Annotated in this window: 9 protein-coding genes; 4 read left to right on the top strand and 5 right to left on the bottom strand. The window is 65.6% G+C overall.

Features of this window, described 5'->3' with window-relative positions; translation table 11 throughout:
• Nucleotides 1–29: 29 nt before the first annotated feature.
• On the bottom strand, nt 30–2,984 hold the full coding sequence (locus tag RT460_RS08010; protein ID WP_313318270.1) for a serine/threonine-protein kinase: 2,955 nt from the start codon (nt 2,982–2,984) through the stop codon (nt 30–32).
• A complete protein-coding gene (locus RT460_RS08005) occupies nt 2,984–3,583 on the bottom strand; it encodes an ECF-type sigma factor (RefSeq protein ID WP_313318269.1) in 600 nt (199 codons plus the stop codon). Before RT460_RS08005 ends, RT460_RS08010 begins: the two co-directional genes overlap by 1 nt.
• Nucleotides 3,584–3,794: 211 nt before the next feature.
• On the opposite strand from RT460_RS08005, the gene RT460_RS08000 reads away from it, so the two are divergent.
• From RT460_RS08000 to RT460_RS07985, 4 genes are all read left to right on the top strand, one after another.
• Entirely contained in the window at nt 3,795–5,546 is a 1,752-nt protein-coding gene (locus tag RT460_RS08000; protein ID WP_313318268.1) for an endonuclease, read from the top strand.
• A 282-nt stretch (nt 5,547–5,828) separates the two neighbouring features.
• Nucleotides 5,829–6,152 carry a divalent-cation tolerance protein CutA gene (gene cutA / locus RT460_RS07995; RefSeq protein WP_313318267.1) on the top strand — a complete coding sequence of 108 codons (324 nt, stop codon included), beginning with the start codon at nt 5,829–5,831 and terminating at the stop codon, nt 6,150–6,152.
• 4 nt (nt 6,153–6,156) lie between these two features.
• On the top strand, nt 6,157–8,496 hold the full coding sequence (locus RT460_RS07990) for a protein-disulfide reductase DsbD (protein ID WP_313318266.1): 2,340 nt from the start codon (nt 6,157–6,159) through the stop codon (nt 8,494–8,496).
• The gene (locus RT460_RS07985; protein WP_313318265.1) at nt 8,496–9,086 is read left to right on the top strand and encodes a TlpA disulfide reductase family protein; all 591 of its coding nucleotides are present in this window, start codon (nt 8,496–8,498) and stop codon (nt 9,084–9,086) included. The genes RT460_RS07990 and RT460_RS07985 overlap by 1 nt, the downstream gene beginning before the upstream one ends.
• A gap of 196 nt (nt 9,087–9,282) precedes the next feature.
• On the opposite strand, the gene RT460_RS07980 is transcribed toward RT460_RS07985, so the two are convergent.
• The 3 genes from RT460_RS07980 to RT460_RS07970 all read right to left on the bottom strand — a co-directional run bounded on the left by RT460_RS07980 (nt 9,283) and on the right by RT460_RS07970 (nt 14,951).
• Entirely contained in the window at nt 9,283–10,845 is a 1,563-nt protein-coding gene (locus tag RT460_RS07980) for a sodium/sugar symporter (RefSeq protein WP_313318264.1), read from the bottom strand.
• A 117-nt stretch (nt 10,846–10,962) separates the two neighbouring features.
• Nucleotides 10,963–13,542 carry an exo 1,3/1,4-beta-D-glucan glucohydrolase gene (locus tag RT460_RS07975; RefSeq protein WP_313318263.1) on the bottom strand — a complete coding sequence of 860 codons (2,580 nt, stop codon included), beginning with the start codon at nt 13,540–13,542 and terminating at the stop codon, nt 10,963–10,965.
• Complete coding sequence (locus tag RT460_RS07970; protein ID WP_313318262.1) at nt 13,542–14,951, bottom strand: sugar porter family MFS transporter; 1,410 nt, start codon at nt 14,949–14,951, stop codon at nt 13,542–13,544. Before RT460_RS07970 ends, RT460_RS07975 begins: the two co-directional genes overlap by 1 nt.
• Nucleotides 14,952–14,955 lie beyond the last annotated feature (4 nt).

Below are 14,955 nucleotides of genomic sequence, written 5' to 3'. Positions count from 1 at the left end.
GCCCGCCTGCGATGCCTTGCCAGGCAGGTTCAGCGTGACTGCTGTGCCTGCCTGGCTACCTGCTTGGCCTGCGGCGAGGCGATGGAAGACTCCAGCAATGCCCGCGCATTACGTTGAATCAGTGCCGTCGCGCCATTGCCGCCCGTGCCTTGCTGGCGCTGGCACATGCCCAGCAACAAGCCCGCGTAGGCCGCACGCCATTGGGCCAGTGGCGATAGGCCCGGCTTGGCGGCGTACTGTGCGACCTGCGCTTCGATGGCTCCTGGCGCAGTGCAGTTGCCCTGCAGCAGATCGAATTCGGCCTGCAGGAAGCGGGTACTCACCACCAGGTCATCCTTGTCGGTCTGGCCCAATGCCTGCAGTCCGGCCAAGGCTTCGGCTGCGTGTTGCCGGGCCAGTGTCATCTCGCCCAGGTCACGCTCGTTCTCTGCCAGCGACAGCTTGAGCATCTGCACATCAATGCTGCTGTTGTCGCCATTGCCCGCCAGCACGTCCAAGGCCTGCTGGTGCATGGCAAGCGCCCCGGCAGCGTCACCCCGGTAGCTGAGGCTGTCGCCGATCAGTTCCAGCGCATCGTTGGTATTGGCCGAGCCGATGCGTTCAAGCGAGGCCAATACCTCGCGGGCGATGCGCTCGGTGGCCGCGTAGTCGCCCTTGAACATATGCAGGCGCGCCCCATTCTGGGTGGTGATGATGGCGCGGAAGCTGTCCGGTCCACCATTGGCCACCGCATAGCGGTGCGAGGCTTCGCTCAGTTCGATGGCCGCATCGACATCGCCTTGTGACAACTTCGACGCGGCCAAGGCAACCGTGGCCGCTGCAGTTGGCTCGGCATCATCACCGTACTGCGCGCGTGCCGCTGCCAGCGTCTGCGTCAACAGCGCGTCGGCCTCGGCAAATTCATTGCGCTTCACCAGCGCGCGGCCCAGCCACGCCGCACTGGTGAGGCTGCGTTGATGCACCGGCCCGTACAGGGCACGGTTGTCATCCACCACCTGGCGCAGCAGCGCCACCGCACCGGCGGTGTCGCCTGTCGCACTGAGCAGGTTTGCCAGGTCCTCACGGACCATGTTCAGTTCGGACATCGGCTGCGGCCGCTGCCGCTCGTTCAAGGCCAGGGACTGGCGCAGATGTGCAATCGCGTCGACCCGGCTGCCCTTGGCTTCGTCCAGCCCGGCGTATTGATGCAGCGCTTCGGCCAGTGGCATTTCGCCCTGCACGCCCAGCGCCTGCAGTTGCTTGACCGAATAAGTGAACCAGCGTTCGGCTTCATCCAATTGCCCTGCGCGTTTGCGCAGGGTTGCCAGCTGATACGCGGCGATACCACGTTGCCGGCCCGATCCAGGCGCTGCAGGCACCGGCTTGGTCAGAATATTCTCAATCATCTGCGCGGCCGATTCATCCGGGCCATCACCTTGCCCCACCGTGCGCGCGTGGGTGATGGCCAGCTCCAGCGCCAATGGCGCTTCTTCGCCCAACGCGGTGACCGCAGCGTCATATCCGCGCTTGGACAGCGCTTCGGCCTTGGCATATTCGCCCAGGCCAATATAGGTGCGTGCCAATGCATCGAACAGGCGCGCCTGCATTTCCGGCTGGCCAGCCAGGGTGGTTTCGGCCTGGCGCACGCCGGCGTCCACCAGTTCCAGCGCAGTCGGTGTCTTGCCGCCGGTCAACTCCGGGTTGGCGGCCTCGAACACACTGATGAGGAAGTCACGTACTGCACCGGCCGTGTTTGCCTGTTGCGTGGCGCGCCGCGCTTCGGCCTCGGCACGTTGCTGCTGCAGGCGCGCCTCATGCGCCTGCCAAAGCGTGCCTACCAGGCCGGCAACCAGGATCAACAGCAGCAGGCTGACCACTGATACGCCGATGCGGTGCCGGTACAGGTAACGCCGGCAACGATCGCGCCAATCCGCCGTACGCGCCACGATCGGCCGCTGTGCGCGCGCGGCGGCGACATCCGCCAACAACGCATCCACCGAGCCATAACGGTCTTCCGGCCGCTTGGCCAGGGCCTTGAGCGCGATGGCATCCAGATCATCCAGCAGCGCACGCGAACTGCCCGCCAGTGCTGCCACACCCTGTGCCGCCGGTGCCGGTGGCAGTTCATCGCGGATGCGCGCCACCATCGCGCCCAGCGCCAGGCCGCCCAGTTCCAGTGGCGCGCGTCCACACAACAGGTAGTACAGCAGACCGCCCAACGCATAGACATCCGAACGCACGCTGGCGCTGTTGTCGATGATCAGTTCGGGCGCGGCGAATTCCGGGGTCAAGGCCACCTGGGTTGCGCCAGCGGCATCGGCCTGGTCGTGCGCCAGCACGCGGGCGATGCCGAAATCCAGCAGGTGCGCGCGGTCCTGCGCGTCGACCAGGATGTTGCCCGGCTTGATATCGCGATGGATCACCAGCCGCTCATGCGCATAGGCAACGGCCTGGGCCACCTGCACGAACAGGTCCAGGCGCACGTCGATACCCGGTTGCGCGTGCTGCAACCAGGCATCCAGGGTGCGGCCTTCGATGAGGTCGGTAACCAGATAAGGCTGGCCTTCGGCCAGCGTGCCCGCATCCAGCAGGCGCACGATGCCCGGGTGTTGCAGCCCGGCCAGTACCTGCCGCTCGGACTCGATGTTGCGTGCCAGTGCCGGCCGGTCATCGCGGATGAACTTGATCGCCACCTTGCGTTCGAACAGGCCATCGGCACGCTCACCCAACCAGACCTCGCCCATGCCACCACGGCCGATCATCTGCAAGGCACGCCAGTTGCCGACCAGCTCGCCGGCATGGCCGATGGCCTCGGCCTGCCCCTTTGGCAGCAGGTAGTCCGCCGAACGTTCGATACCGGCCAGCCAGCCACGCAATGCTGCGGCGTCATCGGCATTGCTGGCCGCGACACGGGCAATGAAACCGGCGCGTTCGGGCTCGGGCAGGTCCAGCAAAGTATCCAGCAACGCTTCGCGACGCAGCCAATCCTCGGCGGTGGATTCCATCAATCCTCCGTGTGCAGGCGGTCGTACAGCCAACCGCGCGCCTTGAGCCAGTCGCGGCGCACGGTGCTGCGGTCTATCTCCAGTACCTCGCCGGTTTCGTCCTCGCTCAGGCCGGCGAAGTAGCGCAGCTGCACCACCCGCGCAAGGCGTGGGCGGACCTTTTCCAGGCGTTCCAGCGCGTCGTTGAGTTCGAGCAGGCGATTGGCCTCGGCGATGTCGGCATCGACATCAGCCAGCTCGGCCTTGCTCAGGGTTTCGTGGCGGGCCCCGGCGCCGCGCTTCTGCGCCACGCGGTCACGTGCATGGTTGATCACGATGTTGCGCATCGCGCGCGCGGCAATGGCCAGGAAGTGGTTGCGATCGATGCCGCCGAACAATTCTGGCGATGCGGCGAACTTGAGGTAGGCCTCGTTGACCAATGCAGTCGTGGACAGGGTTTCGCCCACCGCGCCGTGGCGACGCCGATAGCGGGCAATCTGCCGCAGCTCGCCCTGCATATCGGTCATCAATTGCGAAAGATCGACATCACGACCACCGAGCAGGCTTTCAAGGCGCAACCCGATCTCGATCTCGTAATCATCCTGCCCGGGGATTTCCATGCGTCATCCGCGCCCTGCACTGTGCACGCGACCTTAACAGTTGTCCTGTGTTCGCGCCGTTGACATGGCCGCGTGCAGCACCGACGCCTACGGAATTGGCGGTAATGCCGTACCGGTCACCCTTTGCCGGGCAGCGCTTGCTTCAACCCGTCATCTACAACGCCTACCCTTGGCGCTGGCGGGGATCCACCACCAATGGGGTAACAATGCCATGACCATCCGTTCGATCACGCGGCCATCCGCCGTGGCCCTGCTCGCCGCCCTGGCCAGCGCACCCGCCGCCGCAGCGGTGTTCGTCAATGAACTGCATTACGACAACAGCAACGGCGATATCGGCGAAGGCATCGAAGTCGTCGCCACCGCCGGCGAGGATCTGTCCACTTACCAGATCGTGCTCTACAACGGCGCCAGCGCCAGCGCAGGCACCACCTACAGCACGCGCAGCCTGCCAGCAGGCAGTGCGGTCAGCTGTGGCAGCAACGTTGCGATAGCCAGCCTGCGCTCGACCAACCTGATCCAGAACGGCGGCAACGACGGCATCGCCCTGGTGGATGGCAACGGCCAGGTTGTGCAGTTCCTCAGTTACGAGGGGTCGCTGAAGGCCAGCAATGGTCCGGCCGCCGGCATGACCAGCGCCACGATCCCGGTGGCGGAAACCAACAGCACGCCAGAAGGCACCTCGCTGCAACTGGGCGGCAGCGGCAAGGCAGCCAGCGATTTCAGCTGGCGCAGCTCCGCCGCACAGACCTTTGGCCAGTGCAACCTCAACCAGACCTTCACCGGTACCGGCACCGGCACCGGGACGCGTCCTTCGGTAACCAGCACCCTGCCGGCCAACGGCGCCAACAATGTCGCGGTAGCCGCCGACCTGCAGGTGCAATTCAGCGAGGCAGTCTCCGCCGCCAGCGGGGCGTTCGCGCTGCAATGCACGCAGGCAGGGGCCGTCAGCCTTGCCTATCCCGGCAACGGCACCAGCTTCTCGCTGAGCCCGCAGAACCTGCTCAATGCAGGCGACAACTGCCAGCTCACCGTCACCGCCAGCCGCATCACCGATGCCGATGGTCTGACCCCGGCCAGCAACACCGTGGTGTCCTTCAGCGTTGCCAACAACAGCACTGCCGGCTACTGGTCCAAGGTCAACAGCAGCAGTCCGTCGCAGCTGCGCTGCTCCCTGCATGCAACGATCAAGGGCCACACCTCCTACCCGTACAGCGGCACCGGCACCAATACCTGGACCATCCTCGAAATTGCCGACGAGGACCCCAACAACCCGAACAACATCCTGGATATCTACCGCAACCGCAGCTACCCCAAGGTGTCGGCGCGGGCCGGCACGGGTTCGGGCCTGACCTACAACCGCGAGCACACCTGGCCCAAGTCGCTGGGCTTCTCCTCGGCCACCGGTGACAAGGGCCTGCCGTATGCGCCGCACACCGACGCACACATGCTTTACCTGAGCGATACCAACTTCAACTCCAGCCGTGGCAACAAGCCGCTGGCCGGCTGCAGCAGCGGCTGCACCGCGCTGGCCACCGAGGCCAACGCCGGCGATGGCGGCGGCAGCGCGCGCGGCCAGAAGAACTGGTTCGTCGGCCCAGACGGCAACGCCGGCAGCTTTGAAACCTGGGATGGCCGCAAGGGCGACATCGCACGCGCGGTGATGTACATGGCAATCCGCTATGAAGGTGATGCCCACCCGGTTACCGGCCAGGGCGAGCCGGACCTGGAGCTGACCAACGACCGCAGCAAGATCGTGCTGACGTCCAGTTCCCCGGCCTACATGGGCCTGCTGTCGACCCTGTTGCAATGGCACCTGGCCGACCCACCAAGCGCGAGGGAGCGGGAGCGCAACGAGGTGGTCTACAGCTTCCAGGGCAACCGCAACCCCTTCATCGATCATCCTGAATGGGTCAGCGAAGCCTTGTTCACCTCAGCCAAACCGGCCACCTGCCAATTGAATTGAGGCAACCGCGGGTGCAGGCCAAACGGCCAGCACCCGCACTCTCCAGGCAAAAAAAAGCGCACCTCGGGGGATCGGCGAGGTGCGCCAGCAAGGGAGAGAAACTGGATCGCCACAACCGCGGCGGCAGGCATGACCCTGTCGTGGCGGCGCACCCGGGACCCGGTCTTGCCGTAGCTGAACCGGCGTCGCCGCATGCGGGACCAGCCCTACTCTAGCCAGCATGACAACGTTGTCAACACTTCCGCCCGAAAGTGTCCTGGCCGCTTCTGCGACAATGGCCGGATGGACGTAATCCTGGTCTTTTGCACCTGCCCCGACGACGACACTGCCCAGGCGCTGGCCCAGCACCTGGTGGAGCGCCGCTTGGCCGCCTGTGTGAACTTGCTGCCCCCCATGCGGTCTGTGTACCGCTGGCAGGGTCAGATCGAGCAGGCGCAGGAAGTGCAGCTGCTGATCAAGACCTGCGGTGACCGGCTACAGGCGCTGAGCGCCGCCATCACCGAGCAACACCCCTACGACGTACCGGAGATCCTCGCGGTCTCCGCCAGTGCCGGCCTGCCGCCGTACCTGGATTGGATCCGGGCACAGACCCGGGAGGAAACCTAGATAGATGATGCTGTTGCAACGAATCGCCGCCCTCTGCCTGCTCTCGCTCAGCGCCCTGCCGGCCCTCGCCGTCAGTGAGAAGGACCTGCTGCCGGTTGACCAGGCCTTTGCGCTGACCGCCGAAGCCAGCAGCCGTGACCAGATCGAGCTGCGCTGGGACATCGCACCGGGCTACTACCTCTATCGCCACCGCACCAGCGTCAAGGCCGGCCCGGGTTTCGATGCCCGCCCGCTGCAGATGCCGCAGGGCGAGAAAAAGCACGACGAATTCTTCGGCGACGTGGAAACCTACCACCGCCAGTTGCGCGCGACCCTGCCCGGAACCGCCGCGGCCGGCAGCGACAGCGTGACCCTGGAAGTCCGCTATCAGGGCTGTGCCGATGCCGGCGTGTGCTACCCGCCGCAGAAGCGCACCGTGGAAGTCCGCTTGCCCTCAGGCGCTGCCAGCACGGCCCCCGCCGCCGCCCCCATGTTCAACCCGTTGGCGGCCAGCAATGGTGGCGGCCTGCGCCTGCCCGGTACCGAAGCGGCGCCCAGCCAGGCCCTGCCGCTGCCGTCGGAAAAGGCATTCGGCTTTGAAGCCATCGTCGATACCGGCAACCGCCTGTTGCTGCGCTTCTCGCCGGCACCGGGTTACTACCTGTATCGCGACCGCACCTCGCTGGCACTGGAGGGCGCCAACGGCATTCGCACCGGGCGCCCGCAGTGGCCGGCCGGCAAGTCGCACCGGGACGAGCACTTCGGCAATGTGGTGGTGTACTTCGACCAGGTCGACGTGCCGCTGCCGCTGCGCCGCGACCATGCCCGCGCCACCCCGGCCACCCTGGTCGTCACCTTCCAGGGCTGCCAGACCGACGGCATCTGCTATCCGCCGATGACGCGCCGGGTGCGGCTGTCATTGCCTGCCGGCGAGGTTTCGGTGAAAGAGGAGGCCACCGTCGCCCCCTTGGTCATCCCGCCGTTGGCCAGTGGCAAGAAGGGCGAGCCCACGCCCTTGCCACTGATCGACCCGGCCAATCCGCCTGCACCGCAACCGCTGGTGGTGCGCCCGTCCAGCGAAGCAGCCAGCCTGGCCGAAGCCTCGCCGGACGCCTCCGCCGACAATGAGCAGCGCAGCCAACCGCCGGGCACTACCGACAACGACCAGGCACTGTGGTGGATCCTGTTGCTGGCACTGGCCGGCGGCCTGGTGTTGAACCTGATGCCCTGCGTGCTGCCGGTGCTGTCACTGAAGGTGCTGGGCCTGGCGCAGAGCGGGGAAAGCCGTGCCCACGCGCGCAGCCATGCGCTGTGGTACACCGCTGGCGTGCTGGTGGCCTTTGCGGCGATCGGCGGGCTGGTACTGGCCCTGCGCGCAGCCGGGCAAGCGGCTGGCTGGGGCTTCCAGTTGCAGCATCCCTGGTTCATTGCGGCCTTGGTCTACCTGATGTTCCTGGTGGGCCTGAGCCTGTCCGGGGTGTTCACCCTCGGCGGCAGCGCCGGTGCGCTGGGGCAGTCCCTGGCCAGCCGCAGCGGCCGGGCCGGCGACTTCTTCACCGGGGTACTGGCCTGCGTGGTGGCCAGCCCCTGCATCGCACCGTTCATGGGCCCGGCGCTGGCCTATGCGTTCACCGCGCCGCCGGCCTTGGCGATGCTGGTGTTCCTGGCGCTGGGGCTGGGACTGGCGCTGCCGTTCCTGCTGATCGGCTTTGTACCGTCCCTGGCCCGGCGCCTGCCCAAGCCCGGCGCATGGATGGAAACCTTCAAGCAGCTGATGGCCTTCCCGATGTATCTCACCGCCATCTGGTTGCTGTGGGTGCTGGGCAAGCAGCGGGGTGTGGATGCGATCGCACTGCTGCTGGCCGGCCTGACCGTGCTGGGCCTGGGCCTGTGGCTGTTCGAACGCAGCCGCTGGCGCAGCCGCAAGGTCGGCATGGTGCTGGGCGCGGTGCTGGCGGTGCTGGCGCTTATCCCGGTCTGGAGCGTGACCCGCATGTCGCCGCAGGCACAGAGCGCGCACGTCGGCACCGTCGCCTACTCGCCGCAGATGCTGGACCGCCTGCGCGCCGACAACCGCGTGATCTTCGTCAACATGACCGCCGACTGGTGCGTCACCTGCAAGGCCAACGAGCGCAATGTGCTGGATCGCGATGCGTTCCGCGACACGCTCAAGCGCGTGGATGCGGTGTACATGCGCGGCGACTGGACCAATGTTGACCCGCAGATCAGCGAGTTCCTGGACAAGCACAAGGCCGTCGGCGTGCCGCTGTATGTGGTCTATGGCCCGGGGGCACCGCCGCGCGTGCTGCCGACCGTGTTGACCCAATCGGTCGCTGAGGACGCGCTGCTGCGCGCCGCCCGCTGATGCAGCGGGCGCGGTGGTGGGCAATAGGCATTGCCGCAGCCGCCGGCTTGTCGGCCGGCGCATGGTTGACCCGTCCCACGTCACCGCCCGTGCCTTCGATGAATGAACCTGCCGCACCGCTGAAGTCAGCCACGCCGGTGCAGGGCGTGCAGGTTGGCGAGCTGCTGCCCGCCTTCACCCTGCCCGACCTGGATGGCATGCCGGTGCAGTTCCCGGATCACTTCAAGGGCAAGCCGCTGCTGATCAATGTATGGGCCAGTTGGTGTGCGCCCTGCATCGAAGAAATGCCGGAGCTGGCGCGCTTTGCCGCGCGCCATGCCGATGACGGCCCGCAGGTGGTTGGGCTGGCGCTGGATACGCCCGACGCGGTGCTGGATTTCCTCGGTAACGTGCCGGTGTATTACCCGGTCGTGATCGAGACGCCGGGGCCGAACGATGCCAGCGTCAAGCTGGGAAATCCGCAGGGTCTGCTGCCTTACAGCGTGCTGGTTGATGCGCAGGGACGCGTGCTCAAGCAGAAGCTGGGGCCGTTCAAGGCAGGCGAGATTGATGCGTGGGTGGCGGATGTGGGGGCAGCCGCCAGGGAGTGACGTTCTATCGTTGGCTGCGCAACAACGGTGGGCGTGCTGCATCTGGGGTTTGAATTTCGCGCGAGAAGCGAGGAGCGCCCTCATCCGCCCCTACGGGGCGGATGAGGGCAGCTTTGCGCTTGGCTTCTGCTCAGCGCACCGCAGCTTCCCCTCTCCCCAACCCCTCTCCCGATGGGAGAGGGGCTAACCACTCAACTCACCAGAACACGGCGTACAAGGCGATCAGAATCGCACTGACCGCTACCGCACCCAGGTTGAACACCGTGCCCGTGCTGTAGTCCACGTCACGGGTGTTGATGATGTCCTTCTGCGGCGCGGCCGGGGTCAGCAGCGATACCACCACCGCCAATGCCAGCGCCAACAGGAACACCAGGCCGACGCGGTCAATGAAGGGCAGCGCCGGCCAAGCCAGCTTCAATACGATCGACAGCACGAACGAACCAATCGCCGCCGACAAGGCACCGGCCTCATTGGCACGCTTCCAGAACAGGCCCAGCATGAAGATCACCACGATGCCCGGGGTGAAGAAGCCGGTGTATTCCTGGATGTACTGGAAGGCCTGGTCAAAGCTGCCCAGCAAGGGCTTGGCCGCAAGAATGCCCAGCACCACCGCGACCACTGCCGCCACGCGCCCCACCCGCACCAACGTGGCCTGATCGGCCTCGGGCTTGCGCTTGGCGTAGAAGTCCAAAGTGAAAATCGTCGCCACCGAGTTGATCTTCGATGCCAGCGAGGCCACGATCGCCGCCACCAGCGCGGCAAACACCAGACCAAGAATGCCGGTGGGCAGCATGCGCATCATCGTCGGGTAGGCCTGGTCGGGCTTGCTCAGGTCCGGCGCCAGCATGACCGCGGCAATACCCGGCAACACCACGATCACCGGCATCAGCAACTTCAGGAACGCAGCAAACAGCACGCCCTTCTGCGCCTCGCCGATATCCTTCGCCGCCAGTGCGCGCTGGATGATGTACTGGTTGAAGCCCCAGTAGCTGATGTTCATGATCCACAGCCCGCCCAGCAGCACGCTCAGGCCCGGCAGATCCTTGTAGAACGGGTTGTCCTTGCTGAGGATCATTTCAAAATGACCCGGCTGTGCCTGCCACAGCTTGTTGAAACCGGCGACGATGCCGGCGCCATCGCCCAACTGGTTCAAGGTCAGGCCGGCGACAAGCAGACCGCCCAGCACCAGCAAGGTGACCTGCACGATATCGGTCAGCGCCACCGCCTTCAGCCCACCGTACAACTGGTAGAGCAGCGCGAACACGCCGATCAGCACCACCGCAGTCATCTGGTCCATGCCGGTGACCTGGTTCACCGCCACCGCGCCCAGCCACAGGATCGAGGTGACGTTGACGAACACGTACAGGCCCAGCCAGAACACCGCCATCACCGTGCGGATGCGGCTGCCGTAACGCTGCTCCAGGAACTGCGGCATGGTGTAGATGCCATTGCGCAGGAATACCGGCAGGAACCACTTGCCAACGATCAGCAAGGTCAGCGCCGCCATCCATTCGTAGGACGCCACTGCAAGACCAATCGCATAGCCCGAGCCGGACATGCCGATGATCTGCTCGGCGGAAATATTGGCCGCGATCAAGGATGCGCCAATCGCCCACCACGGCAGCGATTTGCTGGCCAGGAAGTAATCCTTGGCGTCCTTGCTATGGCCGGCTTTCTCGCGCGATACCCATTGCGCCAGCACGAAGATGCCGGCCAGGTAGACCAGCACGATCGTGATATCCAGTGTTCCCAGTCCCATCTGTCGATTCCCTGCAATGCATCGAGAAGGGCGCCGTCCTGCGCCCTTCCGCTACCGGCCCCCAAAGGCCAAGACCAATCAGAGCGTCGGCACCCTCCGTGCCGACGCCATCACCCCTCAGCGTGTAGCGCAGTCCACGTTTACCTCGGCCTCGCCGGCGGCGCCAAGCGCGATTCGCGATACCGACATATCCACAACGGCAGCAGTCTCCAGCTCGGTGGCGCGTTGCAGCTTGGACAGGTCAGCGCCCGCTACTGCAAAGCACTTGAGCGGCACGCCAACCACCGTCCACTTGCCAGCCGGAATCGCCGACAGCGTGGATTGCAGATCCACCTTGGCCGCGCAGCCTTCACCGCAGCCAACGCCAACCCACAGCGGTGCCTTGAGGTCGCTGTCGCGACGCAGGGTCAGCTGCAACTGCACATCGCCATTGCTCTGGCGGGTGACATCCAGCGGTGCCGCTGCAATCAGGGCCAGCTTGGCCGGCGCCGTACCGGACCATTGCAGGCGACGCGCATCTTCCTGCGCCTTGTGATCAACCGCGGTCATCCGCAAGGTGCCATCGGCCAACACGGTCGGCACGGTGGTGGCCGGCATATCCGGCTGCGTCGCGCTGGACAGCTGCAAGGCCAGACCCAACGACGGCCGGCCCTTGGCGAAGTAAACGCCACTGCCCGCCTGCTCACCGCTTACACCGGACACTTCCGGCAAGGCCGCAACATCGCCCTTGTCGGCATAGGTCAGGCCGTAGCCGAACTTGTACAGCGGGTTGTGGCCCGGCTTGTTGACGGCTGAATCCAGCGCAGTGCGCGGCCAGGAGAAGCTGAGCTTGCCCTTGAAGTCGTGGTCCACGCTGCCATCAGGCTTGCGCAGCAACACATCGGCCACACCCGCACCTTCCGAGCCCGGCAACCAGGCGGCGACGAAGGCATCGGCGGCGTTGATCTCGCGGTTCATCCACAACGGGCGACCGCTGATGAACACCGCCACCACCGGAATGCCGTCGGCCTTCAGGCGCTTGAGCAGTTCCAGGTCGGCATCGTTGCCCGGCTTGTACAGCAGGTTGGGGATATCCCCCTGGAACTCGGCATAAGGCTCTTCGCCGAACACCACGATGGCCACGTCCGGCTTGGTCTTGTACTTGCCATCAACCGCCAGCTCGGCACTGCCACCGCCGGCACTGACGCCACGCTGCAGGCCTTGCCAGATCGTGTCGGCGTTGGGGAAGTCGGCACGCTGGGTGCCGGTGCCCTGCCAGTTCAAGGTCCAGCCACCGGCCTGCTTGCCGATGTTGTCGGCGCCGTCACCGGCCACCAGCACATGCTGCTGCGTGCGCAGCGGCAGGATGCCGTTGTTGTTCTTCAACAACACCAGCGACTCCTGCACCGCCTGCCGCGCAACCGCACGATGCTCCGGCGCACCCAGCAGTTCGAACTTGCCGCCCAGCGCACGCTGCGAGGGCCGGGGCGCATCGAACAGGTGCATGCGGAACTTGACCCGCAGGATGCGGCGCACAGCGTCATCCACGCGCTCGATCGACAGCTTGCCGTCCTTCACCGCGGCAATCGTCGTTTCGTACATGCCCTTCCAGCTATCGGTGGCCATGGCCATGTCCAGCCCGGCGTCATAGGTTGCCGGGCAATCGGTGGTGCTGCAGCCCGGGATCTGGCCGTGGCCATTCCAGTCGCCGACCACGAAGCCGCCATAGTTCATGCGGCCCTTCAGCACGTCGGTCAGCAGCGGCTTGTGGCCATGCATCTTGGTGCCGTGGAAGCTGTTGAACGAGGCCATCACCGACTGCGCACCGGCCTTGATCGCGGTGACATAACCGGCTGCATGCACGTCACGCAGTTCGGCCTCGCTGACCTGGGTATCGCCCTGGTCCTTGCCATCGGTGGTGCCACCGTCGCCCAGGTAGTGCTTGACCGATACCATCACGTGCTTGTCGTCGAGGAAGTCGGCGGCGCCGACCTTGCCCTGCAGGCCTTCGACCATCGCCGCGGCAAACTCGGCCACCACCTGCGGGTTCTCCGAATAGCCTTCATAGGCACGGCCCCAACGCACGTCCTGCGGCACCGCCACGGTCGGTGCGAAAGCCCACTCCATGCCGGTGGCACGCGTTTCCGCGGCGGTGATCTCACCGATGCGGCGCTGCAGCTCGGCGTTGCGGGTTGCACCCAGGCCTACGTTGTGCGGGAACAGCGTCGCACCCACCACATTGCTCTGGCCATGCATGGCATCAATGCCGAACAGCAGCGGGATGGCCTTGCCACCGCCGCTGGTATCCATCGATGCCGCCCAGAAGTCATCGGCCACCTTCAACCAATCCTTGGCCGGCGCGTTGTACTTGCCGCCCGGGTCGGAGCTGCCGCCGGCCAGGATCGAACCCAGCCGGTACTTGCGCACGTCTTCCGGGGTGATGCTGCCGAGGTCGCCCTGCACCAGCTGACCGACCTTTTCTTCCAGCGTCATCGTCGCCAGCAGATCGTTGACGCGCTTTTCCAGCGCCGGATCCTCCGCCAGCGGCCAGGCCACGCTCGGCCACTGGTCGGGATGGATGGTGCCGTCATAGGCGGCATCGGCCTTGGCCGGCGCCTGCGGCGCGGCCTTGTCGCTTCCATTGCAACCCGCCAGCAGGGCCAGCGCCAGGGCGCCGACCAGGGCGACGCGTCGGTTCGAGAACATTGTCGTCATCATCAACCCTCCATCTGCTCGAGCGAACGACCCTTGGTCTCGCGCACGAACTTGACCACAAAGAACACCGAGATCACCGCCGACACCAGGTAGATGCTGTAGGTGGACGCCAAGCCAATGCCGGCCAGCAGCATCGGGAAGGTCACGGTGACAAGGAAGTTGGCAGTCCACTGCGCGGCACCGGCCACGGCCAGCGCCGAACCACGGATCTGGTTGGGGAACATCTCACCCAGCATTACCCACATCACCGGGCCCCAGGACACGTTGAAAAACACCACGTAGGCATTGGCCGCAACCAACGCCAAGGTGCCCATGTGGCCGGGCAGCTGCAGGTGACCATCAACCATGGAGCCGCTGGCAAAGGCGTACACCACCAACGCCAGGGCGACCGACATACCGGCCGAACCCACCCACAGCAGCGGCTTGCGGCCGATCTTGTCGACCAGCAACACGGTCACGATGCAGGCACCAATACTCAGCGCACCGGACAGCACATTGATCAGCAGCGCATCGCTCTCGGAGAAGCCCACCGCCTGCCACAGCACCGCGCCGTAATAGAACACCACGTTGATGCCGACCAGCTGCTGGAACACCGCCAGGCCGATACCCACCCACACGATCGGGCGGATCTTGCGGGTGGCCTTGTCGATCAGGTCGGACAGCTGCGGACGGTGATGGTCCTGCGACAGCGAGGCATCGATCTCGACCAGCGTGGCCGAAGCCTGCTCGGCACCGAACAGGCGCGTCAGCACCGCCAGTGCTTCATCCTTGCGACGCTTGACCACCAGGTAGCGCGGGCTTTCCGGGATGGCCAGCAGCAGCACCAGGAACAGTGCCGAAGGAATCACCTGCATCCAGAACATCCAGCGCCACGCCGCCTGACCGGCCCACAGTGGCTCGGTCGAGGTACCTGCGGCCTTGGCCAACAGATAATTGCTGAGGAAGGCAGCAAACAGGCCGGAGATGATCGCGATCTGCTGCACCGTGGCCAGGCGGCCACGGTAGCGGGCCGGGGCGACCTCGGCGATATAGGCCGGCGACATCACGCTGGCCGCACCCACCGCAAAGCCACCGACCAGACGCGCGGCGATGAACAGCAGCGAGTTGGTCGCTGCGCCGGCGCCCAGCGCCGACAGCAGGAACAGTACCGCCGAGATGATCAACACCGAGCGCCGCCCCCAACGATCCGCCAGCCGGCCGGCGAAGAACGCACCGACCGCGCAGCCCAGCAGCATCGACGCCACCTCGAAGCCCAACTGCGCTTCGGTGGAACCAAAGGCCTGCTTCAAGCCATCGACCGTGCCGTTGATCACGCCACTGTCGAAGCCGAACAGGAACCCGCCTATCGTCGCCACCACGCTGATCAAAATGATCAGCGCGGTGTTTTCCTTGTTTGCTGCTGACTGCACCATCCCC

It is taken from the genome of Stenotrophomonas sp. (assembly GCF_032061965.1).
Lineage (GTDB): Bacteria > Pseudomonadota > Gammaproteobacteria > Xanthomonadales > Xanthomonadaceae > Stenotrophomonas.
This window is presented reverse-complemented; position numbering and strand designations above follow the sequence as displayed.